Origin of the sequence: Streptomyces sp. NBC_01288, assembly GCF_035982055.1 — a bacterium.
In the GTDB taxonomy this organism is placed as follows: domain Bacteria; phylum Actinomycetota; class Actinomycetes; order Streptomycetales; family Streptomycetaceae; genus Streptomyces.
Genome location: NZ_CP108427.1, coordinates 10,172,868 through 10,193,813 on the forward strand (window position 1 = coordinate 10,172,868; position 20,946 = coordinate 10,193,813).

The 20,946-nt window shown below is 70.0% G+C and carries 20 protein-coding genes and 2 pseudogenes; 14 read left to right on the plus strand and 8 right to left on the minus strand.

The annotated features are described in order from the left end of the window. The first annotated feature begins 4 nt into the window (after nt 1-4). The 3 genes from OG194_RS45825 to OG194_RS45835 all read left to right on the plus strand — a co-directional run bounded on the left by OG194_RS45825 (nt 5) and on the right by OG194_RS45835 (nt 5,323). A complete protein-coding gene (locus OG194_RS45825) occupies nt 5-2,725 on the plus strand; it encodes an MGH1-like glycoside hydrolase domain-containing protein (RefSeq protein WP_327406656.1) in 2,721 nt (906 codons plus the stop codon). Then, the gene (locus OG194_RS45830; protein WP_327406657.1) at nt 2,722-4,200 is read left to right on the plus strand and encodes an alpha-amylase family glycosyl hydrolase; all 1,479 of its coding nucleotides are present in this window, start codon (nt 2,722-2,724) and stop codon (nt 4,198-4,200) included. The genes OG194_RS45825 and OG194_RS45830 overlap by 4 nt, the downstream gene beginning before the upstream one ends. 196 nt (nt 4,201-4,396) lie before the next feature. Next, nucleotides 4,397-5,323 (plus strand): hypothetical protein, encoded by a 927-nt coding sequence (locus OG194_RS45835; RefSeq protein ID WP_327406658.1) that lies wholly within the window; start codon nt 4,397-4,399, stop codon nt 5,321-5,323. A 59-nt stretch (nt 5,324-5,382) separates the two neighbouring features. On the opposite strand, the gene OG194_RS45840 is transcribed toward OG194_RS45835, so the two are convergent. Next, nucleotides 5,383-5,838: a MarR family winged helix-turn-helix transcriptional regulator gene (locus OG194_RS45840; RefSeq protein ID WP_327406659.1), complete on the minus strand. Its 456-nt coding sequence runs from the start codon at nt 5,836-5,838 to the stop codon at nt 5,383-5,385. Nucleotides 5,839-6,015: 177 nt separating this feature from the next. Between OG194_RS45840 and OG194_RS45845 the strand changes: the two genes are divergently transcribed. Next, the gene (locus OG194_RS45845; protein ID WP_327406660.1) at nt 6,016-7,473 is read left to right on the plus strand and encodes an MFS transporter; all 1,458 of its coding nucleotides are present in this window, start codon (nt 6,016-6,018) and stop codon (nt 7,471-7,473) included. Between the two features lie 216 nt (nt 7,474-7,689). Here the strand turns inward: OG194_RS45845 and OG194_RS45850 are convergent, their stop codons facing one another. Beyond that, the gene (locus tag OG194_RS45850; RefSeq protein ID WP_442811765.1) at nt 7,690-8,358 is read right to left on the minus strand and encodes a TetR/AcrR family transcriptional regulator; all 669 of its coding nucleotides are present in this window, start codon (nt 8,356-8,358) and stop codon (nt 7,690-7,692) included. A gap of 98 nt (nt 8,359-8,456) precedes the next feature. On the opposite strand from OG194_RS45850, the gene OG194_RS45855 reads away from it, so the two are divergent. Both OG194_RS45855 and OG194_RS45860 read left to right on the plus strand, forming a co-directional pair. Next, nucleotides 8,457-9,302 carry a patatin-like phospholipase family protein gene (locus tag OG194_RS45855; RefSeq protein ID WP_327406662.1) on the plus strand — a complete coding sequence of 282 codons (846 nt, stop codon included), beginning with the start codon at nt 8,457-8,459 and terminating at the stop codon, nt 9,300-9,302. A gap of 42 nt (nt 9,303-9,344) precedes the next feature. Then, a complete protein-coding gene (locus tag OG194_RS45860) occupies nt 9,345-10,568 on the plus strand; it encodes a cytochrome P450 family protein (protein ID WP_327406663.1) in 1,224 nt (407 codons plus the stop codon). Here OG194_RS45860 and OG194_RS45865 read toward each other — a convergent pair. The 3 genes and pseudogenes from OG194_RS45865 to OG194_RS45875 form a co-directional block, all read right to left on the minus strand. Further along, complete coding sequence (locus OG194_RS45865; RefSeq protein ID WP_327407437.1) at nt 10,565-10,807, minus strand: hypothetical protein; 243 nt, start codon at nt 10,805-10,807, stop codon at nt 10,565-10,567. The genes OG194_RS45860 and OG194_RS45865 overlap by 4 nt on opposite strands. Before the next feature lie 67 nt (nt 10,808-10,874). Further along, nucleotides 10,875-11,225: pseudogene (locus tag OG194_RS45870) on the minus strand (DUF402 domain-containing protein); the annotation flags it as partial. A gap of 25 nt (nt 11,226-11,250) precedes the next feature. Continuing rightward, nucleotides 11,251-12,123 (minus strand): AraC family transcriptional regulator, encoded by an 873-nt coding sequence (locus tag OG194_RS45875; RefSeq protein WP_327406664.1) that lies wholly within the window; start codon nt 12,121-12,123, stop codon nt 11,251-11,253. 87 nt (nt 12,124-12,210) lie between these two features. Between OG194_RS45875 and OG194_RS45880 the strand changes: the two genes are divergently transcribed. From OG194_RS45880 to OG194_RS45890, 3 genes are all read left to right on the plus strand, one after another. Further along, nucleotides 12,211-12,807 (plus strand): non-oxidative hydroxyarylic acid decarboxylases subunit B, encoded by a 597-nt coding sequence (locus tag OG194_RS45880; RefSeq protein WP_327406665.1) that lies wholly within the window; start codon nt 12,211-12,213, stop codon nt 12,805-12,807. Nucleotides 12,808-12,876: 69 nt separating this feature from the next. After that, nucleotides 12,877-14,301 carry a non-oxidative hydroxyarylic acid decarboxylases subunit C gene (locus OG194_RS45885; RefSeq protein ID WP_327406666.1) on the plus strand — a complete coding sequence of 475 codons (1,425 nt, stop codon included), beginning with the start codon at nt 12,877-12,879 and terminating at the stop codon, nt 14,299-14,301. A gap of 34 nt (nt 14,302-14,335) precedes the next feature. Further along, nucleotides 14,336-14,563 carry a non-oxidative hydroxyarylic acid decarboxylases subunit D gene (locus OG194_RS45890; protein ID WP_327406667.1) on the plus strand — a complete coding sequence of 76 codons (228 nt, stop codon included), beginning with the start codon at nt 14,336-14,338 and terminating at the stop codon, nt 14,561-14,563. An 18-nt stretch (nt 14,564-14,581) separates the two neighbouring features. Here OG194_RS45890 and OG194_RS45895 read toward each other — a convergent pair whose 3' ends face one another. Continuing rightward, nucleotides 14,582-15,001 (minus strand): ATP-binding protein, encoded by a 420-nt coding sequence (locus OG194_RS45895; RefSeq protein ID WP_327406668.1) that lies wholly within the window; start codon nt 14,999-15,001, stop codon nt 14,582-14,584. A gap of 307 nt (nt 15,002-15,308) precedes the next feature. Here OG194_RS45895 and OG194_RS45900 point away from each other — a divergent pair, with 307 nt between their 5' ends. The 3 genes from OG194_RS45900 to OG194_RS45910 all read left to right on the plus strand — a co-directional run bounded on the left by OG194_RS45900 (nt 15,309) and on the right by OG194_RS45910 (nt 18,014). After that, complete coding sequence (locus OG194_RS45900; protein ID WP_327406669.1) at nt 15,309-16,406, plus strand: PP2C family protein-serine/threonine phosphatase; 1,098 nt, start codon at nt 15,309-15,311, stop codon at nt 16,404-16,406. Between the two features lie 71 nt (nt 16,407-16,477). Then, a complete protein-coding gene (locus OG194_RS45905) occupies nt 16,478-16,933 on the plus strand; it encodes a MarR family winged helix-turn-helix transcriptional regulator (protein WP_327406670.1) in 456 nt (151 codons plus the stop codon). A gap of 28 nt (nt 16,934-16,961) precedes the next feature. Next, a complete protein-coding gene (locus OG194_RS45910; RefSeq protein ID WP_327406671.1) occupies nt 16,962-18,014 on the plus strand; it encodes an LLM class flavin-dependent oxidoreductase in 1,053 nt (350 codons plus the stop codon). A gap of 71 nt (nt 18,015-18,085) precedes the next feature. On the opposite strand, the pseudogene OG194_RS45915 reads toward OG194_RS45910, so the two are convergent. Further along, nucleotides 18,086-19,126: pseudogene (locus OG194_RS45915) on the minus strand (chitinase); the annotation flags it as partial. A 221-nt stretch (nt 19,127-19,347) separates the two neighbouring features. Between OG194_RS45915 and OG194_RS45920 the strand changes: the two are divergent. Both OG194_RS45920 and OG194_RS45925 read left to right on the plus strand, forming a co-directional pair. Continuing rightward, nucleotides 19,348-19,977 (plus strand): DUF3887 domain-containing protein, encoded by a 630-nt coding sequence (locus tag OG194_RS45920; RefSeq protein WP_327406672.1) that lies wholly within the window; start codon nt 19,348-19,350, stop codon nt 19,975-19,977. Then, nucleotides 19,974-20,210, plus strand: a complete 237-nt coding sequence (locus OG194_RS45925; protein ID WP_327406673.1) for a PLDc N-terminal domain-containing protein — start codon at nt 19,974-19,976, stop codon at nt 20,208-20,210. The genes OG194_RS45920 and OG194_RS45925 overlap by 4 nt, the downstream gene beginning before the upstream one ends. On the opposite strand, the gene OG194_RS45930 is transcribed toward OG194_RS45925, so the two are convergent. After that, nucleotides 20,182-20,940 carry a MerR family transcriptional regulator gene (locus tag OG194_RS45930; protein ID WP_327406674.1) on the minus strand — a complete coding sequence of 253 codons (759 nt, stop codon included), beginning with the start codon at nt 20,938-20,940 and terminating at the stop codon, nt 20,182-20,184. The two genes, OG194_RS45925 and OG194_RS45930, sit on opposite strands and share 29 nt — an antisense overlap. Nucleotides 20,941-20,946: the final 6 nt, after the last annotated feature.

Below are 20,946 nucleotides of genomic sequence, written 5' to 3' on the forward strand. Positions count from 1 at the left end.
CACGATGGGGACGAGCGGTGACACGCCGGATGCCGAGCGGCGACGCCTGGCCGAGGCCGACGATTCCGGGGTGCCCTGGCGCCGTTGGGGCCCCTATCTGAGCGAGCGCCAGTGGGGGACCGTGCGGGAGGACTACAGCCACACCGGTGACGCCTGGTCGTACTTCACGCATGACCAGGCCCGCTCCCGCGCCTACCGCTGGGGTGAGGACGGCATCGCGGGCGTCAGCGACGACAAACAGCGGCTGTGTTTCGCGCTCGCGCTGTGGAACGGCCGCGACCCGATCCTCAAGGAGCGGATGTTCGGCCTCACCAACTCCGAGGGAAACCACGGCGAGGACGTCAAGGAGTACTACTTCTACCTCGACAGCACACCCACGCACTCGTACATGAAGTACCTCTACAAATACCCGCAGTCGGAGTTCCCCTATGAGGACCTCAAGGCCACCAACCAGGCCCGTGGACGCGGTGACTTCGAGTACGAACTCCTCGACACCGGCATCTTCGACGAGGACCGCTACTTCGACGTGTTCGTCGAGTACGCCAAGGCGGGGCCCGAGGACCTGCTGATCGAGATCACGGCGCACAACCGCGGCCCCGACGAAGCTCCGCTGCACCTGCTGCCGACCCTGTGGTTCCGGCACACCTGGTCGTGGGCCGGCGACACCGCCGTACCGTCACTCCGCCAGGAGCCCGGCGGCCATCTCCGCGCCGACCACGAGGAGTTGGGGCCGCGTTGGCTGTACTGCGACGCGGACGCGGAGACGCTGTTCACCGAGAACGACACCAACAACGAGAAGATCTTCGGGAGTTCGAACTCCTCCCCGTACGTCAAGGACGGCATCGACCGCTGTGTCGTCGGCGGCGAGACCGGCGCCGTCAACCCCGAACGGACCGGCACCAAGGCCGCCGTCCACCACGTGCTGACCATCCCGGCCGGTCAGAGCGCCACCGTCCGCCTGCGCCTCACCGCCACCGAACTGCCCGACTGGACCGGCGACTTCGACACCGTCATGACCCAACGGCGGTCTGAGGCCGACGAGTTCTACGACGGCATCACCTCCGCCGACTCGTCGGTCGACGAACGGCGGCTGGTCCGGCAGGCGTTGGCCGGGATGTTGTGGAGCAAGCAGTACTACTACCTCGACGTCGAGCGCTGGCTGTCCGAGCACGGCGTCGACCCGCTCGCCTCCGACCCTCGGGTACGGAACAGCAACTGGTACCACATGGTCAACGACGAGATCATGTCGATGCCGGACACCTGGGAGTACCCGTGGTTCGCGGCCTGGGACCTCGCCTTCCACACCGTCGCCCTGTCGATGGTCGATCTCACCTTCGCCAAGGGCCAGTTGGACCTGCTGCTGCGCCGCCTCTACCTCCACCCCAACGGCCAGATCCCGGCGTACGAATGGAACTTCGGCGACGTCAACCCGCCCGTGCACGCCTGGGCCACCCTGTTCCTCTACGAGCTGGAGAAACACCGCACCGGCAAGGCCGACCGCGCCTTCCTGGAGAACGCCTTCCAGAAGCTGATGAAGAACTTCAGCTGGTGGCTCAACCGCAAGGACACCGACGGCAACAACGTCTTCCAGGGCGGCTTCCTCGGCCTCGACAACATCGGCGTCTTCGACCGCAGCGCCCCGCTCCCCACCGGCGGCCACCTCGACCAGGCGGACGGCACCGCGTGGATGGCGCTGTACTGCCAGAACCTCCTTGAGATCGCCATAGAGCTGGCCGTCGACAACCCCGTCTACATCGAGCAGGCACAGTCCCTGTTCGAGCACTTCGCGTGGATCGCCGTCGCCATGAACCGCATCGGCGCCGACAACGCGAGCCTGTGGGACGAGGAGGACGGCTTCTTCTACGACGTGCTGCGGCTGCCCGACGGCACGGCGACCCGGCTCAAGGTCCGCTCCCTCGTCGGACTGATCCCGCTCGCGGCCACCAGCCTGGTCGGCGGCTGGGCGGACCGGCGCTTCCCCGAACTGGTCGCGGGAGCAAGGGAGTTCATCGAACGCCATCCGGCAGTCGAGGCCACCATCTCCTCGCACGAGGCACTGGGCCCGAACGCCGACGGCCGCTACCTCTTCGCCCTGTTCGGCGAGGACCGGCTGCGGCGCATCCTGACCCGGATGCTAGACGAGGACGAGTTCCTCGGCCCGCACGGCATCCGCTCCCTCTCCCGCCATCACGCCGAGCACCCGTACACCTTCGAGGTGCACGGGGAGTCGTACGGCGTCGGTTATCTGCCGGCCGAGTCCGACTCCGGGATGTTCGGCGGCAACTCCAACTGGCGTGGCCCCGTGTGGTTCCCGGTCAACCTGCTGCTGATCCGCGCGCTGCTCAACCTGCACGCCTTCCACGGCGCCGAGTTCACCGTCGAGTGCCCCACCGGATCGGGCCGACAACTCACCCTCTACGAGGTCGCCCGCGAGATCGCCGACCGGCTCACCGCCACCTTCCTCAGCGACGCCGACGGACACCGGCCGGTGCACGGCGCCCAGGCCAAGTACGCGAAGGACCCGCACTGGAAGGACCTGATCCTCTTCTACGAGTACTTCCACGGCGACAACGGCGCCGGACTCGGCGCCTCCCACCAGACCGGCTGGACCGGCCTGTCCGCGGTCACCGCCACCCTCTTCCACACCCTGGGCGACGAGGAGTGGTCGGCCCGGGGCCGTGAGAGCCTGCGCCCGACCGGAGACCGAGAGGAGCCCCTGTCATGACCGCCTGGCCCGAGCACCCGGTGATCTACGAGATCAACACCCTGATCTGGCTGGGGGAGTTGAGCACCCGCTACGGCCGTACCGTCACCCTCGGCGAGGTGCCCGCGCCCGCCTGGGACGAGATCGCCCTCCCGGGCGTGGACGCCGTCTGGCTGATGGGCGTGTGGGAACGCAGCCCGGCCGGACTGGAGATCGGGCTGCGCGACGCCTCGCTCCAGGCGTCGTTCCGGGCCGCGCTGCCCGACCTCCGCCCGGAGGACGTCGCCGGATCGCCGTACTGCGTCCGCAACTACGTCGTGGACGCATCCCTCGGCGGCCCGGAGGGACTGGCGGCGGCCCGCGCCCAACTGGCCGCGCGTGGAGTCCGGTTGATCCTCGACTACGTCCCCAACCACGTGGCCCCCGACCACCCCTGGCTGACCGAACGCCCCGGCTGCCTCGTCCAGGGCACCCAGGACGACCTGTCCCGCGACCCCGCCGCCTTCCTGGAAGCCGGCGGCAAGGTGTTCGCCCGAGGCCGCGACCCGTACTTCGCGCCCTGGCCGGACGTCGTCCAACTCAACGCCTTCAGCGAGGAGTTGCGCACGGCGGCCGTCGACACCCTCGCCTCGATCGCCGACCAGGCCGACGGCGTCCGCTGCGACATGGCCATGCTGCTGATGACCGACGTCTTCACGAAGACCTGGGGCGAACGGGCCGGCACCGCACCGGCCGAGGACTTCTGGCCGTACACGATCCCCAAGGTCCGCGAGCGGCACCCCGACTTCCTCTTCGTCGCCGAGGCGTACTGGGACCTCGAATGGGCCCTACAGCAACAGGGGTTCGACCACTGCTACGACAAACGCCTCTACGACCGGCTGCTGCACGAGGGCGCCGATTCCGTGCGCGGTCATCTACAGGCCGACGTCCGCTACCAGCGCGGTCTGGTCCGCTTCCTGGAGAACCACGACGAACCCCGGGCCGCCGCCACCCTGTCACCCGAGCGGGAACGGGCGGCGGCCGTCACCATCGCCACCCTGCCCGGCGCGACGCTCTGGCACGAGGGCCAGTTCGAGGGGCGACGGGTGCGCCCGCCGGTCTTCCTCTCCCGCCGGCCGGAGGAGCCGGTCGACAAGGAACTCCTCGCGTTCCACCACCAGTTGCTCGCCTCCGTCGCCTCCTCCGGCATGCGCGCGGGAGGGGAGTGGCAGCTGCTCGACTGCACGGGCTGGCCGGACAACCCCACCCACGAGAACCTGATCGCCTGGTCCTGGACAATGGATTCCAGCCGCCATCTCGTCGTCGTCAACCTCTCCGAACAACCCGCCCAGGGCCGGGTCCGCCTCCCGTGGGCCGACCTTCGCGGCGGCTCTCACCAACTCACCGAACTGCTCACCGACTTGACCTACGATCGGGACGGCGACGAGCTGGTCGACTCCGGTCTCTACGTAGAGTTGGAGGGGCTTCGCTGGCATCTACTCGCGGTGATGCCCTGATCTTGACCTGTGACCAACTGGTGAAGGATTGACGGGAGTTGTGAAAGGTGACAAGAATTCAGCTTGCTTCGCTGTGTCTTAGCTGAGCGGAGCACCTGCGAGCGGTCCGGTCGCGCACGCCCTCGATCGTTTCCTTTCGTGCGCCCGCCGCTCGTTCTGCCACCTCCCACACCTTTTACCATCGTCGAGGCTCACTTTGTCACGTTCGCACCACCTCCAATCCCTGTCCGCCCTCGCGGCCACGGCGTTCATCGCCGCCGCCGCGCCCGTGCTCGCGGCCGGCCCGGCGAGCGCCAGCGACTCCGACGCATGCCAGTCCGCCACCGTGCAGTACCGCATCGTCGGCGCCGATGGAAACGTTGTCGGCGCCGACTGGACCTCGCAGGGCGGGTTCCTCCAGTGGGACACCATCCCCGGCACCGTCCAGGTCCGGCTGGCTCCCGACCAGAGCGTCGGGGACAGCTGCAAGTACCCCGTCTCCCTTGCCGAGTACACCGCCGAAGGCTCCACCTGGTACACCTCGGGCCACCAGACCATGGTCGACAAGGCCACGGTCTACCTCACCGCCAAGGACGTCGCCGGCGCGAGCGACGCCCAGCAGACCTGGCAGCAGCTGAAGGTCAAGTCACCTGACTGCTACGGCCAGATCGACCTGTACGGCGACGACGTCACGTACGACGGCGGTACGGGCGAGGGTCACGGCCCCCTGCCCTACCAGCCCGACAACATCATGACGCCGTACCACCTCATCGCGGCGTGGAACGGCGGCGACAAGGAGTGCACCCCGAGCACGCCGGACTCGCCCACCCCGACGCCGACGCAGCCCGCCTCGGCGCCGCCCGCGACGCCGTCGACCCCGGCCGACAGCACGCCTCCCGCCGAGGAGTCGACCCCGCCGCCCAGCCCGAAGCCGTCGACGACGCCTCCCACGTCCGCGCACGTGCCGCCGCTGAAGTCGTCGCCCTCGCCCTCTCCGAAGGCGACGCCGAACGGTGGCAACCAGCCGCTGGCGGAGACCGGTTCCAACGCGCCGGTCGGCCTCATAGCCGGTGGCGCGGCCCTGGTGATCGCCCTGGGCGCCGGCGGTGTCTACGCGGCCGGCCGCGCCCGTCGCTCCTCCTGACCCGGACACGCCCGGCGTGAACTGAGAGCCCCGCTCCGTGAGTTGTCACGGGGCGGGGCTCACGGCCGTGGCCAGGGGCGCCCGCCGAGCCGTTCGATGTCGGTGTTGAAGCGTCGTAGAAAAGCCGCGAAGGCGTCGATGTCCTCGTCCGGCCAGCCGTCCATGATCTGGTCCAGGGACCGGACGAGACCCTCGCGTTCCTCGTCGAGCATCCGCGCGCCCTGGTCCGTGATGCGGAACTTGCGGGCCATGCCGCCCTGCGGGTCGGGGATGCGCTCCACCAGGCCGGACCGCATGGCCGCCGCCGTCTGCCGGTTGAGGGTGGACGTGTCGAGACCGAAGGCGTCGCTCAACTCGCCGATGGACATGGGCCCTTGGACGCGGATCCGGCTCAACAGGATGTAGGCGCTGCGCTCCAGCACACCGTCCTTGCGGCGCCCGCCCTTCTGTGCGAGCAACCCGTGCCGGCTGAGAAGCATCTGCTCGTACTCGACCTCGCGCGTGCGCCTGTCCATCGGTCCGCTGCCTCCTGCTTCCAGCCGATGCCGCCGCCGTGTCCTGCGCTCCGGTGCGGCCCGGCCCATCCTCGCACGACCGTATGCATCATCCCCATCACATGGCTGATACATGCGATGTGTACGATGCACATTCCTTCACATCCCGACTGAACAGACATGCCGAGGAGTCCCGTCATGGACGCCCCCCAGCCTTCAGCCCGCGCAGGCGGCGTGGTCGCCACGCTGGCCTTCGCCGGCACCACCGCGGCGATCATGCAGACGCTGGTCACGCCGCTCATCGCCGACCTGCCGGAGATGCTGCACACCTCGTCCTCGAACGCCGCGTGGGTGATCACGGCAACCCTTCTGGTGGCCGCGGTCTGTGTGCCGGTCGTCGGCCGCCTCGGCGACCTGCTGGGCAAGCGCCGCATGCTGCTCGCCTGCTCCGTCCCGCTGATGGTGGGCTCGGTGGTCTGCGCGCTCTCCTCGTCCGTGGTCCCGATGATCGTCGGACGCGGTCTGCAGGGCATGGGCATGGGCATGGTCCCCCTCGGCATCGCCCTCCTCCGGGACGTCGTACCGCAGGAGCGACTGAGCCCCTCCATCGCCCTGGTCAGCGCCTCCATGGGCATCGGCGGCGGCCTCGGTCTGCCGATCGCCGCGGCCGTCGCCCAGTACGCCAACTGGCGTGCCCTGTTCTGGGGTTCGGCCGCTCTCGCCGTGGTCGTCGCCACGCTGATCTGGTTCCTGATCCCGGACGTACCGGCCGCCGCCAAGGGTCAGCGCTTCGACGCCCCCGGCGCCCTCGGCCTCGCCGTCGGCCTCGTCTGCCTGCTGCTCGGCATCTCCAAGGGTGCCGACTGGGGCTGGGGTTCGGCCACCGTGCTGAGCCTGTTCGCCGTCGCGCTCGTGGCCTTCCTGGCCTGGGGCGTATGGGAACTGCGGACCAGCGACCCGCTGATCGACCTCCGTACGACGGCCCGCCCCCGGGTCCTGATCACCAACATCGCCTCGGTCTTCGTCGGCGTCGGCATGTACTCCAGCATGCTGGTCGTCCCGCAGCTGCTCCAGTTCCCCGAGGCCACCGGTTACGGCCTGGGCCAGTCGATGCTCGCGTCCGGCCTCTGGATGGCGCCCGGCGGCATCATGATGATGATCGTCTCCCCGCTCGGCGGGAAGCTCACCAACGCCCGCGGCCCCAAGTTCACCCTGATCAGCGGCGTGCTCGTCATCACCGCCGGCTACGCCCTGTCGATGGGCCTGATGAGCTCCGCCTGGGGCCTCATGGTCGTCTGCATCGTCATCAACAGCGGCGTCGGCCTCGCCTACGGCGCGATGCCCGCCCTCATCATGAGCTCGGTCCCGCTCTCCGAGACCGCCGCGGCGAACGGCTTCAACACCCTGATGCGCTCCCTCGGCACCTCGATCGGCGCCGCGGTCATCGGCGTGGTCCTCGCCCAGATGACCACCACGGCAGGCGGCTACACCTTCACCTCCGAGGGCGGCTTCCGCACGGGCCTCATCATCGGCGGCAGCGTCGCCCTGCTGGCGGCCCTGGTCGCGGTGGCCATCCCGGCGGTACGGGCGGCCGCGCCGACCGAGGAGAAGACCGAGGCGGTCAGCGAGCTGGAGGATGCGGGGGTCGAGTCCTGACCTCGGTGGGTTGAACGTACGGGGGGTGCTGCCCGGCGCTGGAGGTTCGAGGGATCGGTCTTCTACGCCGGGCAGCGTGCTGCTCGGGCGTCAACTCCCGGGTGGGCAAGAGCCCTTGCGGCGAGATGGTCGGACGTGGATGCCGGATGGGGGGCAACTGCGGTTGGCGCACGGCCGTAGCCCGGTCTGGGCCGGTGAACTCGCCCCGCAATCCGCTTAGTTACGCGGCCCGAGGCCCTGTAGCGCGTCGTTGAGCTGGGTCGCGGTGAGGGTGGGGGAGGGGAGCGGGGTCGTAGCGGGGGTGGCGCGCAGACCGTCGAGAAGGAGGGCGAGCGGGCGGCGCCAGGCGTCGGGGCCGGCGGCCGCCGTGAGGGACGGGACGGTGCGGCCCAGGGCGGCGAGGGCGAACAGGACGTCCTCCGGGGTGACGTCCGCACGGACCGTGCCCTGGTCGCGGCCCCGGCTCAGCAGCAGTTCCACGGTGTGCCGGTTGTGGGCGTGCACGGCCTGAAGTGATTCGACGCCGTCGAGGTGGGTGGTCATCAGGTCGTTGGTGCCGCGGTCGGCGGCCAGACCGGCGAAGACGGTCTCCAGATAACCGGTCAGCCCGGCCCACGCGTCCTCGGCGGCGCGTGCCTGCTCGCCCACGGTCATCGTGTCGGTGAGCAGGTCGCGGAAGACCGCGTCCACCAGCGCGGCGCGGGTGGGGAAGTGTCGGTACAGCGTGGCGTTGCCGATGCCCGCGCGGCGGGCGATCACGTCGATCGGCGCGTGCAGCCCCTGTTCGGTGAAGACGGCGTGGGCGGCCTCGATCAGCAACTCCCGATTGCGCCGCGCATCGCGGCGTCGGGCAGGTGCCGGCGCGTCGTTCGGGCCCGTCATCATCGTCCTCCGAGCTGGTGGGGAGTGCTCCCCGGTAGTGATGCTATCGTCGATCCACCAAGTGGGGAGTAGTCCCTGCTTGGCGGTGAGGGGGTGGCGTCATGCATGGCACGGCACTGGTCCTGGGTGGTGGTGGGCCCGTCGGCGGGGCGTGGATGACGGGGGTGCTCGCCGGTCTGGCAGAGGCCGGTGTCGACCTCGACCGAGCCGACGTGATCATCGGCACCTCCGCGGGCGCGATCTTCGGCGCACGGCTCGCGGCCGGCGAGACACCGCAGGAGTCGTACGAACGTCAGGTGACCCGCGCCGACAAGGTGCAGCTGCGGGTCACCACGGCCCAGACGATGCGCTTCCTGTGGGCGGCGCTGGGATCCCGAGATCCGCAGCGCTCCGTGCGACGTCTCGGCCGTGCGGCCCTCGGCGCACGCACCGGACCCGAGTCCGAACTCCTCGACGCGGTCGGCACGTTGCTGCGCGGCGCACGGGACTGGCCCGACCGCGCCCTGCGGATCGCAGCCGTCGACGCCACGACCGGGGTCCTGGAGACGTTCGACGCCGACTCGAAGGTCCCCCTCCTGGAAGCGGTCGCCGCGAGCTGCGCCGTCCCTCTCGTCTCGCCGCCCGTCACGGCCGCGGGCCGCCGCTGGATCGACGGCGGCAGCCGCACGACCGCCAACCTCCACCTGGCCGCCGACCACCACCACATCCTGGCCATCGCACCGATCCCGCGTGCGGTCGGCCCGCACCCCAGCGCCCAGGACCAGGCGGCCCAACTCGCCGCCCAGGGAGCCGAGATCACCCTCCTGACCCCCGACCGTGCGGCCCGACGCGCAATGGGCCGCGACTTGACCGCCGACGCCCGCCGCCCGGCAGCGGCCCGAGTCGGCCACGCCCAGGCGACGGCCCTCGCGCACGCGGTGCATGCCGTGTGGCGTGGCCGCGCGTGATCGTCCGACCAGGAGTGCCCCGTAGCCGACGAAAGGAGTGCCGTGACGGCACCCACCCTGCAAGACCTGGCCCCCGACGGCCTCGACCTGACCGCCGACCCCCACCTCGTCTACGCGGCCCTGCGTGAGCGCGGCCCCGTGCACCGGGTTCTGGTGCCGGGCAGTGGGGAGACCTGGCTGGTCGTCACCCGGGACGCGGCTCGCGCCGCGCTGGCCGACCCGCGCCTGCGCAACGACATCCGGCACTCCTCGACGTGGCAGGACGACGGCGGACACGCCCTCGGCCGGAACATGCTGCAGACCGATCCGCCGGACCACACGCGGCTGCGGCGACTGGTCGCGGGGCACTTCACGCCCGCGCGGATCGCCGCTCTCCGGCCGCGGATCGTGGAGATCGCCGCCGATCTGCTCGCGGAGCTTCCGGCGCGGGGGACGGTGGATCTGGTGAGCCGGTATGCCCTGCCGCTGCCCGTCACGGTGATCTGTGACCTGTTCGGGGTGCCCGCCGCCGACCGCGCGGTGTTCCACGCCTGGTCGAACGAACTCGTCATGCCCGCCTCGCCCGAGGCGGGTGCCTCGGCCGCCGCCGCCCTGGGCGGCTACCTGGCTGAGTTGATCCACCGGAAGCGCGGCACGCAGGAGACCGACCTGCTCGGTGGTCTGGTCGGCGCGGCCCGCGAGCCCGCCGCCGCGTCGCCCCTCACCTCCGAGGAACTCCTCGGAATGGCCTTCCTCCTGCTCGTCGCCGGGCACGAGACGACCGTCAATCTGATCTCCGCGACCGTCCACGCCCTGCTCACCCACCCCGCCCAACTCGAACTGCTGCGCGCTGAACGGGACTTGGCAGGTGCCGCCGTGGAGGAGGCGCTGCGTCACTACTCGCCCGTGCACGCCACCGCGTTCCGTTTCGCGGCCGAGTCCCTGGACCTCGCCGGTACCCGCATCCCGGCCGGGGACGCGGTACAGATCTCCCTGGCGGCGGCTTCCCGCGATCCGCTGCACTTCCCCGAGCCCGACCGCTTCTGCCTACGGCGCCGGGGACCCGCGCACCTCGCCTTCGGCCACGGCCTCCACCACTGCCTGGGAGCACCCCTGGCCCGCACCGAGGCCGCCATCGCCGTACGCCTCCTCCTGCACCACTGCCCTGAACTCGCCCTCGCCACCGACCCCGCGACACTGACCTGGCGAACGAGCACGCTGCTGCGGGGCCTGAGCGAACTGCCGGTGCGTATCGGCCCGTCGGGAGACCCGGGCGGTGCGGGCTAGTTCAAGTCCAGGACCCCGGTGGGTAGTTGAGGGTCGGGCCAGTGAGGTTCGTAGCGCCACGTCCCCAACCCCCGTTCCGCGGCGAACGGTCCGACGCCCCCCTCGATCATCGCGACCGCCTCCTCGCGAGCCTTTTCCACCGCCCGATGATCGGCTTCGCGCACCACCCCCAACCGGCGGCCGTGGGCGTACTCGTCCTCGTCCTTCCAGTCCCACCGTGACAGGTCGGGCGTGACCACCAGGTTCCAGCAGCAGGTCGAAGGTGTCGAAGCCGATGGGTGTGCGGCGCATCGGCTGCTGGAAGTTGACGTACCAGTGCGTGAGTTGGCCGTCTCCCGTGGCGTCGAAGAACGCGTTGACGCTGAACCATCTGTCGGGAGGCACCCATTGGAGATGGGTTGTGTCCCGCCAAGTCCAGCGGCCGAGCTGCCAGTTGCCGTCGGCCAGGTTCGGCAGGGCGCGCAGCCGGGCGGTTTGGTCGCCGGTGAGGAGCGACTCGATCCAGGTCGTCGGGGCCAACGACTCCGCGCCCGGCCGGCACCCGAGGACCAGTGCCTCGGCGGTGTCCTCGACGACCCGTAACGCATGGGCACTCCACACCTTCCGCCGGAACACATCACGCCGTACGGCGGTCCGACCCGGCTGGAACTCCCGCATACCCACCTCCGGTTGCTCGGGTTACTCATGTCTGCCCGCGTGCCACCGCCCGGAACTCCAGCGGCGTACGGCCCTCTCGCTTGCGGAAGAACTTCGCGAAGTCGGTCGGCTCGCTGAAGCCGAGCGTGCGGGAGACGTCCGCCGCCGTCGCGTCGGTGTGGACGAGGAGGCGCTTGGCCTCCAGGAGGATGCGGGCGTCGAGGTACTGCTTGGCGGTCGTGCCGGTCGCCGCGAGGGTCGCCCGGGTGAGGGTGCGCGGGCTGTAGCCCAACGCGGCGGCGTAGTCGGCGACTTGGTGGCTCGTGCGGAAGTCCCGTTCCAGGGCGGCGCTGTAGCGGCGGAACGTGTCGTCGGGCGGGGCGGACGACACCGGGTCCGGGCGGACGTGCGAGAGGCGCAACAGGAGGACGGAGAGGAGCGTGCGGAGCGTCTGGAGGTGGGCGTCGAGGGGGAGCGACGCCAAGTCGGCGTATTCGTGGGTCAGGTGACGGAGTGCCAGGCGGGCCGCTCGCGCGTGCGGGCCCGTCGGGAGCAGGGGTGACTGGTCGAAGGGGGGATCGGCCAGGACGAAGCCGGGCTGCCAGATGACGATCGTGCCCCGGGTCGTCGTCAGGTCGGCGGGGACGTACTGGTGCACCTGCCCCGAGCTCACCCACAGCCAGCCGCTCTCCTCCACCGCGCAGTCCGTGAAGTCCACCCGGTGGCGCAGCGTGCCCTCGGTGACGTGGATCAGGTGGTGGAAGTCCGGCCGCTGCGGCGCCGAAAGATCGATGCCGCGACGCTCACCGCGCGCGAGCAGCTCGGTGAATCCCACGATGTCCATACCGATGGGCGCGCTGAGTGACGGACGGTACGACACGTCCGTGATCTCGGGCCGATACTGACCGTTTTTTCCCATGGTGAGTCCCGAGCCTACCCTTGTCGGGCAGCGAACCGCTCCTACGGTCGAAAGCGCAGAGACCGGACTGGGCAAGGAGCTGGCGACGTGCGACTGATCGTGGGGATGACCGGAGCGACCGGGGCCGTCCTCGGTGTCCGGCTGCTGGAGCAGCTCGCCGAGCTGCCCGAGGTGGAGACCCATCTCGTCCTCAGCCGCTGGGCCCGGACGACCGTCGAGCTGGAGACGGGGTACACCGCCCGCGAGGTCGCCGAGCTGGCGGACGTCGTCCACAGCCCCGAGGACCAGGGGGCCACCATCGCCTCCGGGTCGTTCCGCACCGACGGCATGGTCATCGTGCCCTGCTCCATGAAGACCCTTGCCGGCATCCGCACCGGCTACGCCGACGGGCTGATCGGCCGCGCCGCGGACGTGATCCTCAAGGAGCGCCGCCCACTGGTCCTCGTGCCACGCGAGACACCCCTGAGCGAGATCCACCTGGAGAACATGCTCGACCTCGCCCGCAAGGGCGTGCGGATCGTGCCGCCGATGCCCGCCTTCTACAACCACCCCGCCTCGGTCGACGACATCGTCACCCACATCACCTCCCGCGTCCTCGACCAGCTCGACCTGCCCGCCCCCGCCGCCAAGCGCTGGGAAGGCATGCGACCCGCCCGTGACGCCCGCGTCCACCCCGCCGCCTGACGCACCGCCAGAGCCACCCGAGGCGCCCAAAACCCCTGCGCCACACGCCTATTCACGTACGGAGCCCCCATGCCCTACGACGACCTCCGCAGCTTCCTGGACACCCTGGACAAGGAGAACCAGCTGCTGCGGATCACCGAACAGGTCCTCCCCGAACCGGACCTGGCCGCCGCCGCCAACGCGGCCGGACGCATCGGCGAAGGCGCCCCGGCCCTCTACTTCGACAACGTCAAGGGCTTCACGGACGCCCGGATCGCGATGAACGTCCACGGCTCCTGGCGCAACCACGCCCTCGCCCTCGGACTGCCCCCGGACACCTCCGTGCGTGAGCAGGTCGAGGAGTTCGCCCGCCGCTGGGACGCCTTCCCGGTCGCACCGGAGCGCCGTGCGGACGCGCCCTGGCGGGAGAACACCCAACAGGGCGCCGACATCGACCTGTTCAAGGTCCTCCCGCTGTTCCGGCTCAACGACGGCGACGGCGGTTTCTACCTCGACAAGGCGGCCGTGGTCTCCCGCGACCCGCGCGACCCGGACCACTTCGGCAAGCAGAACGTCGGCACCTACCGCATCGAGGTCATCGGCCGCGACCGCCTCGCCTTCCAGCCGGTCCCCATGCACGACGTGGCCCAACACCTGCACGCCGCCGAGGAGTCGGGTGAAGACCTCCCCATCGCGATCACCCTCGGCAACGACCCCGTCATCACGATCGTCGCCGGTATGCCGATGGGCTACGACCAGTCCGAGTACGAGATGGCCGGCGCCCTGCGCGGGGCCCCCGCCCCCATCGCCACCGCCCCCCTCACCGGCTTCGACGTCCCCTGGGGTTCCGAGGTCGTCATCGAGGGCGTGGTCGAGAGCCGCAAGCGTCAAATAGAGGGCCCCTTCGGCGAGTTCACCGGCCACTACTCCGGCGGCCGACGCATGCCGACGATCCGTGTCGACCGCGTCTCCTACCGCACCGACCCGGTCTTCGAGTCCCTCTACCTCGGTATGCCGTGGAGCGAGGTGGACTTCCTCGTCGGCCCCAACACCTGCGTCCCCCTCCTCAAACAACTCCGCGCCGAGTTCCCCGAGGTGCAGGCCGTCAACGCCATGTACACCCACGGCCTCGCGGTGATCGTCTCCACGAAGAAGCGCTACGGCGGCTTCGCCAAGGCGGTCGGCATGCGCGCGATGACCACACCGCACGGCCTCGGCTACGTCACGCAGGTCATCGTCGTGGACGAGGACGTCGACCCCTTCGACCTGCCCCAGGTGATGTGGGCGATGTCCGCGAAGGTGAACCCCCAGGACGACGTGATCATCGTCCCCAATCTGTCGGTCATGGCACTGGCCCCGGCCGCCAACACCCCGGGAATCACCAGCAAGATGATCATCGACGCCACGACCCCGGTCGCACCGGACAACCGTGGCCACTTCGACACCCCGGTACGGGACCTGCCCGAGACCCCGGAGTGGGCCGACCGGCTGCGCGCCCTCATCGCCGCCCGATAAGAACCCGCTGACCCGACCTCAGGAGTCACCCGCCATGATCTGCCCCCGCTGCGCCCACGACACGGTCGACACCGTGACCACCTCGCCGGTCCACGGCGTATGGGACGTACTCCAATGCGCCCGCTGCCTCTACATGTGGCGCACCACCGAACCCGACCGCCGCACCCGGCGCGAGGCCTACCCCGTCGAGTTCCGGATCACCCAGGCCGACATCGACGCCGCCCCGGAGGTGCCCGTCGTACCGCCGCTGCGCGTTGGCTGAACGGACCGTCCGCCGGGGTCAGATCGCCAGGATCGCCCGCACCCGCTTGCCGCCCCCGGTGAGCGGGGTGACGTCCAGGCGGTGGGCCAGGCAGCGGACCATGGCCAGGCCGCGTCCGCTCTCGCCCTCGACCGTCAACGGCCGCACGCGCGGCGGGGCCGGGTTGCCGTCGTAGACCTCGACCGTGACGCGCTCGTCGGACAGTTGGAGGCGCAGCCGGCACTCACCGCGGCCGTGCTCGGTCGCGTTGGCGACGAGTTCGGACACGATCAGCGTCGCGTCGTCGATCTGCTCCGCGTCCACCCGTGCCAACTGATGGCGGGAGCGCGCGAGGAACTCCGAGGTCAACTTCCGTGCCTGACCCGCCGACGCGGCCTCGTCGGGCAGCAGGTACTCCACGCGTACGGAACGCCTATGGGTACGCCGATGCGTACGCATGGCGAATCACTTCCCCTCCTAGGACAACCCGGTATCCCCGCGGCGCCACCGCACCGGGGCCGCCGCAGATCTTGCGCGGCCGGTCCTACACAGTTCACTTGCCCTGAGTCCGTGATCGGCAACCAGGCGGCAACAGATGGTTGCCGACTGGTTTTCGTCGATCAGGAAATATCCGTTCTCGGACTCAATTGGGTAAAGCGCCGGGCACGTCGGGGGGATTGCCTGGCAACCTTGCGATGTCCAAAGGTGGGGGAGGGGCCCCTGCGGAAGGCGGCCCCCGAAAGCCGCGACGCCCTTGGAGTGGACCATGGCCGCAGCGAAGCCGCAGCGCAGTCTTTCCGTGCTGACCTGGCTGCCCGCCGCGGTGATGGCGGTGGTGGCGGTCGGCGACATCGTCACGGGCCCCGGCCTCGGCTTCCTGCCTCTGGCCTCCCTCGGCCCCGCCTTCGCCGGACTGGTCGGCGGCTGGCGCCGTACCGCGTGGTTCGGCGCGGCGGCGCTCGCCCTGTGCGTCGGACTCGGTCTCTACGACGGCCTGTTCCAGGAACGCCGGGGCTTCCTGGCGATGGTGTCGGTGGTGGGCGTGACCGGCGCGGGCATCGCCGCCGCCGTGATGCGCGGCCGCCGCGAGGCCGAACTCGCGAGCGTGCGCTCCATCGCGGAGGTCGCGCAGAGAGTTCTTCTACGGCCCGTGCCGCTGACCGCGGGACCCCTCCAGGCGGCGGTCTCGTACACCTCGGCCGTCGCGGAAGCGCGCATCGGCGGCGACTTGTACGAGGTGGTCGCCTCCCCACACGGGGTGCGGGTCATCGTCGGCGATGTGCAGGGCAAAGGGCTCGCCGCCGTGGAGACGGCCGCCGTGGTGCTCGGCGCGTTCCGCGAGGCCGCGCACGACGAACCCGACCTCGTCGGACTCGGCGAACGCCTGGAGCGCAGCGTCTCCCGCGTGCTGTCCGACGAGAAGTTCGTGACCGCCGTCCTCGCCGAGATCGGAACGGACCACGAGGTGCTCTTCCTCAACTACGGCCACCCGCCCCCGATGGTCGTCCGCCGCAACGGCACCGCCGACTTCCCGGCACCGCCCTCCTACGCCCCGCCGCTCGGCCTGGGCGGCGCGCAGGGCAGCGAGAGCCCGAAGCCGTTCTCCGTGCGCTTCGCGCCGGGCGAGCAACTGCTGCTCTACACCGACGGCGTCACCGAGGCCCGCGACGGCCATGGCACGTTCTATCCGCTGGGCGAGCGGGCGCACCTGCTGAAGGAGCCCGACGCGCAGAGCGCCCTGGGCTCCCTGCGCGAGGACCTGGTCCGGCACACGGCCGGACCGCTCCACGACGACGCCGCGATGCTCCTGCTGCGCTATCACGGCCACGCGACCACGACCGAGGAGATCCCTCCCGGCCGGTGAGCGCCGCGGGTCCGCCCCCACCGCACAGTTCAGCCCACTTACTTGTTTCGTCAATCAAGTAAACTGGTGGCATGACCACGCCCGAGCAGCCACTGCGCCCCATGAGTCCGCACGAGGAGGAGCTGGTGCGCGAACTCGCGCGGGTGATGCTCGTGCTGCCCCGGGCCGTCGACGCCGACATGCTGCGCGAGCAGCGCCTGCCGCTGTCCGAGTACACGACCCTCATGCACCTGTCCGAGGCCACGGACCGGCGCATGCGCATGAGCGAGCTGGCGTCCGTCTGCAACCTCTCGCTGAGCGGCATGACCCGCATCGTCACCCGTCTGGAGACCCAGGGGCTGGTCGGACGGGAGCGGTGCGCCGAGGACGCCCGGGGCTGGAACGCCGTCCTCACCGACCAGGGTCTCGCCCGCCTCCAGGAGGCATGGCCCGCCCATCTGTCCAGCGTCCGGCGTCATGTCCTCGACCACGTCGACGCCTCCGACCTGACCCGGCTCCTCGGCGTGATGCGCCGTATCGCCGCCTGACCCACCGAGCAGAACCAAGGAGCATGAGATGACCAGCCCGACCACCCCCTTCGACATCACGCTCGGCCTGGACACGTTCGGTGACGTCACGAACGACGCCGACGGCACGCCGCTGACCCACGGCCAGGCCATCCGCCGCCTCGTCGAGGAAGGCGTTCTGGCCGACCGGGCCGGCGTCGACCACTTCGGCATCGGCGAGCACCACACCGAGTCGATGCCCCTCTCGGCCGCCGACGTCGTCCTCGCGGCCATCGCCGCCCGCACCGAGCGCATCCGCCTCAACTCGGCCGTTACGGTGATCAGTTCGGACGATCCCGTCCGTGTCTTCCAGCGCTACGCCACCCTCGACGCCGTCTCCGCGGGCCGCGCCGAGGTCATCCTCGGCAGAGGGTCGAGCACCGAGTCCTTCCCGCTCTTCGGCTACGACCTGAACGACTACGAGGAGTTGTTCGAGGAGAAGGTCGCCCTCTTCGCCGAACTGCTCAAGGAGAAGCCCGTCACCTGGTCCGGCACCACCCGGGCCGCCCTCGACGGCGTCTCCGTCTACCCGCACAGCGAGACGGGTTCGATCCCCACCTGGATCGGGGTCGGCGGCAGCCCGCAGTCGGTGATCCGCACCGCCCAGTACGGGTTCTCCCTGATGCTGGCGATCATCGGCGGGGACGTGGCCCGCTTCGCCCCGTTCTCAGAGCTGTTCCGGCGGGCGCTGGCGGAGTTCGGCCACCCCGCGCGGCCCATCGGCGTGCACGCCCCCGGCCATGTCGCCGCCACCGACGAACAGGCGGTGGAGGAGTTCGTGCCGGCCTTCCAGCAGCTGATCGCGAGCGTGGCGCGGGAACGCGGCTTCCGCACCCCGACCCGCGAGAGCCTCATGCGGGACGTCGGCCCCGGCGGCGCCCTGCACGTCGGCTCGCCCGAGACCGTGGCCCGCAAGATCGCGGACACCCTCAAAACCCTCGACGCGACCCGCTTCAACCTCAAGTACGGCATCACCGGAATGCCCCACGACGCCCTCATGACCAACATCGAGCTGTACGGCACGAAGGTGGCGCCGCTGGTGCGCGAGATGATGCAGGACTGACGCGACGCCGCCCTGGGGGAGGCGGCGACACGCAGTCAGCCGAGCCGCTAGGGCTGGTAGCCGAAGTCGCGCGTGAACGACTTGAAGGTGTGGCTGAAGTACCAGGTGTCCTGGGCGATCCCGGAGCAGTTGTTGGCGCCGCCGGTGCCCACGCAATTCCCGTTGTCGCGCTGAAGTGCCCAGAACGAGAGCGTGTTGATACCCCGGGCGACGGCCCACTTCTTCACCGTGACCGCGTTCTGCGTGGTGAAGGTCTCCGCCGGGCCGAAGTCGTCGATGCCGGGCATCTCGGTGACGCCGATCATCTTCCACAGCTTCGCCGGGTTCTTCTTCGGGTAGAGCGCGGCGAGTTGGGAATGCAGGCCGGTCGCGGCGGTCCTGGTGTCCTCCGCCATGTCGTGGGTCGCGCCGTCGTAGTAGTCGAACGTCATGATGTTGACGACGTCCACGCGCGCGCCGTTGTCGACGGCATTCTGCAACAGGGCGACGCCGTTGGGCGCCAGACCGGTGGTGGTCGTCGGCAGCGTGTAGGAGAACTCCACGCTTCGGCCGGTGCGTTGGGCCCAGCGCTGCACCTTCGCGATCGCCTTGTTGCGGCGGTCGATGCCGGCCGTGTTGTTGATGGAGTCGGCCTCGATGTCGAGGTCGATCCGGCTCACGCCGTACGTCGTGACCAGACTCTCGTAGACCTTCGCGATGGCGCCGACATCGGTGCAACTGTCGGCCAGTTCGGTGTTGGTGGTGTCCGCCGCGTAGCCGCCGAAGGACGGGATGACGTTGCCGCCGCGCGCCTGGATCGTGGCGATGTCCTTGCCGAAGGTGGACTTCGCGATCGGCTGGGCGGGCAGACCGTTCCAGTACGCCGAGCATGAACCGGCCGCCTCGGTCTGCAAGAAGGCCATCGTCAGGTACTTGTTCCCGGACGCGGCGGCCAGCGCCGCCGGGCTCTCACCGGTCCACGCCTCGAAGTAGGGCGCCGCGACATGGTCGGGCATGGGCCGAGCGCGGTGCGAGGCATCCGCGGCACCTCCGCCGAGACCAACAAGCCCCGCGGACAAGGCGGTTACGGCCGCGCAGGACAACGACGCGCGAAGAGGCCCAGGTCGTCTCATTGACGCTCCCATGCTGAGAGGAGAGAAGCCGCCCCTGACCGGGACGAACAGCGACCATATTTGGACTAGACCAATCACCTGTCAAGGTTCTTGACCGTGAACTGACCGTGCCGGCACGGGAATTCGGTGGGGAGTGTCCTGGGGCGGGGGCTGTCCGGACACCGGGCCGAAGCCGTAAAGGAATCCTTGACGTGGTCGACGTGTAAAGGCATCCTTTACGTGTGGCCGATTCCCCTCAGACTCTCGCTGCCCTGAGTGACCTGCTGGCCGAGCGGGCCGCGGTCCTGGCGCGGGCGCTGGGCAGTCCGCTGGCATCACCCGCGTACCTGGACCTGGTCCGGCGGGCGAGGGACGTCGACGGCCTGGCGGAACAGGTGCTCAGGCTGTGTGTGCAGCAGAGCCGCGACGCCGGTCACACCTGGCAGGAGCTCGGGGACTTGCTCGGAGTCACCCGCCAGGCCGCCTTCCAGCGGTTCGGCAAACCCATTGATCCCCGCACGGGAGAACCCATGGACAAGACGGTGCGCATGGCCGACGCGGCGGAGCGAGCGATCGCGATCGTCACGGCCGTTCTCGAAGGGCGCATGGACGAGGCCAGGCAGTCCTTCAACGCGCAGGTGCTGGAGGCCTTCACCGACAAGGTCCGAGGCGACGGCCTGGCCACCGTCACCGGGCTCGTCGGGGAGTTCGAGGGCTACGGCGAGGGCGAGCCGTTCGTCCGCCGCATCGGCGACCACACGGTCGTCGACATCCCGCTGACCTACGAGGCCGGCGACATGAAGGCCCGCGTCGCGTTCGACACGGACGAGAAGGTCGCCGGCATCTTCATCCTCGCCCCCGACACGCCATGACACCGGGGCTGCTTCCCGTGTTCGCCGACTCCCTCGGTTCACCGCCACCCACACCGTGGGTCGCGATCGTGCCGCTCATCGCGATCCTCCCCGCGGTCCTCTGCATGCTCGACATCGCACGCCACCCCCGCACCCAACGGTTCCCGCCCCAGATCTGGCTCGCGATCTGCGCCTTCGGGAACGTCTTCGGCCTCTTCGCCTACGTCAGGTTCGGGCGCAGCGAGGGTCGGTGAGGACGGCTGCCAGGTCCGCCCCGGCTCGGAGCAGTCCCACGGTCCGTAGCGCGATCCCGTCGAGACGTGCGCGCAGGACGCGGTGGGCCTCTTCCGCGCCGTCCAGCTGATGCAGGGACCCCACGATCTCGCGCACCGCCGGAATGCCGTAACCGGTGCTACGGAGGGCCGCGACGATACGGGCCGTCCTGATGGCGGAGAGGTCGTAGCGGCGGGCCTGGACGGAGGTCACGCGCTCAGGGGTGACGAGTCCCTCCTGTTCCCAGAAGCACAGGGTCGAAGAGCGGACGCCGAGTGCTCTGGAGAGTTCGGTGATCGTCATCGCGTCGCTGTCCTGCTCGACGTCCTGCTCGAACTCCGGTGTGTCCGCCTCGGCTTGGATCGTGCGCAAGGCATGTTGGGCGCGCAAAGCTTCTTCGCGTTCCCGCGCGAGCCGCACATGGACCTCGTTGATCGCCGAGGCCGCCTCCGTGATCGTCCTCGTGCGCAGTTCCGCGAGCAACTGCCGCGCTACGACCGGTCCTACAGCACCGGCGATGCCTCGATAGGCGCGGAGGGCGTGGACATGCAGCGGTGCGTAGGAACGGTATCCATTGCTCGACCGGGCCGCCGGAGGGATGACTCCCAGCCGCTCCAGGTCGCGCACCTGTTGCACCGAATACCCCGACTCCCGCGCGGCATCGGCGGTCCTGAGCGTCTCCTGTTTCGGACCGCCCTCCGGTTCACTCATCGCCCA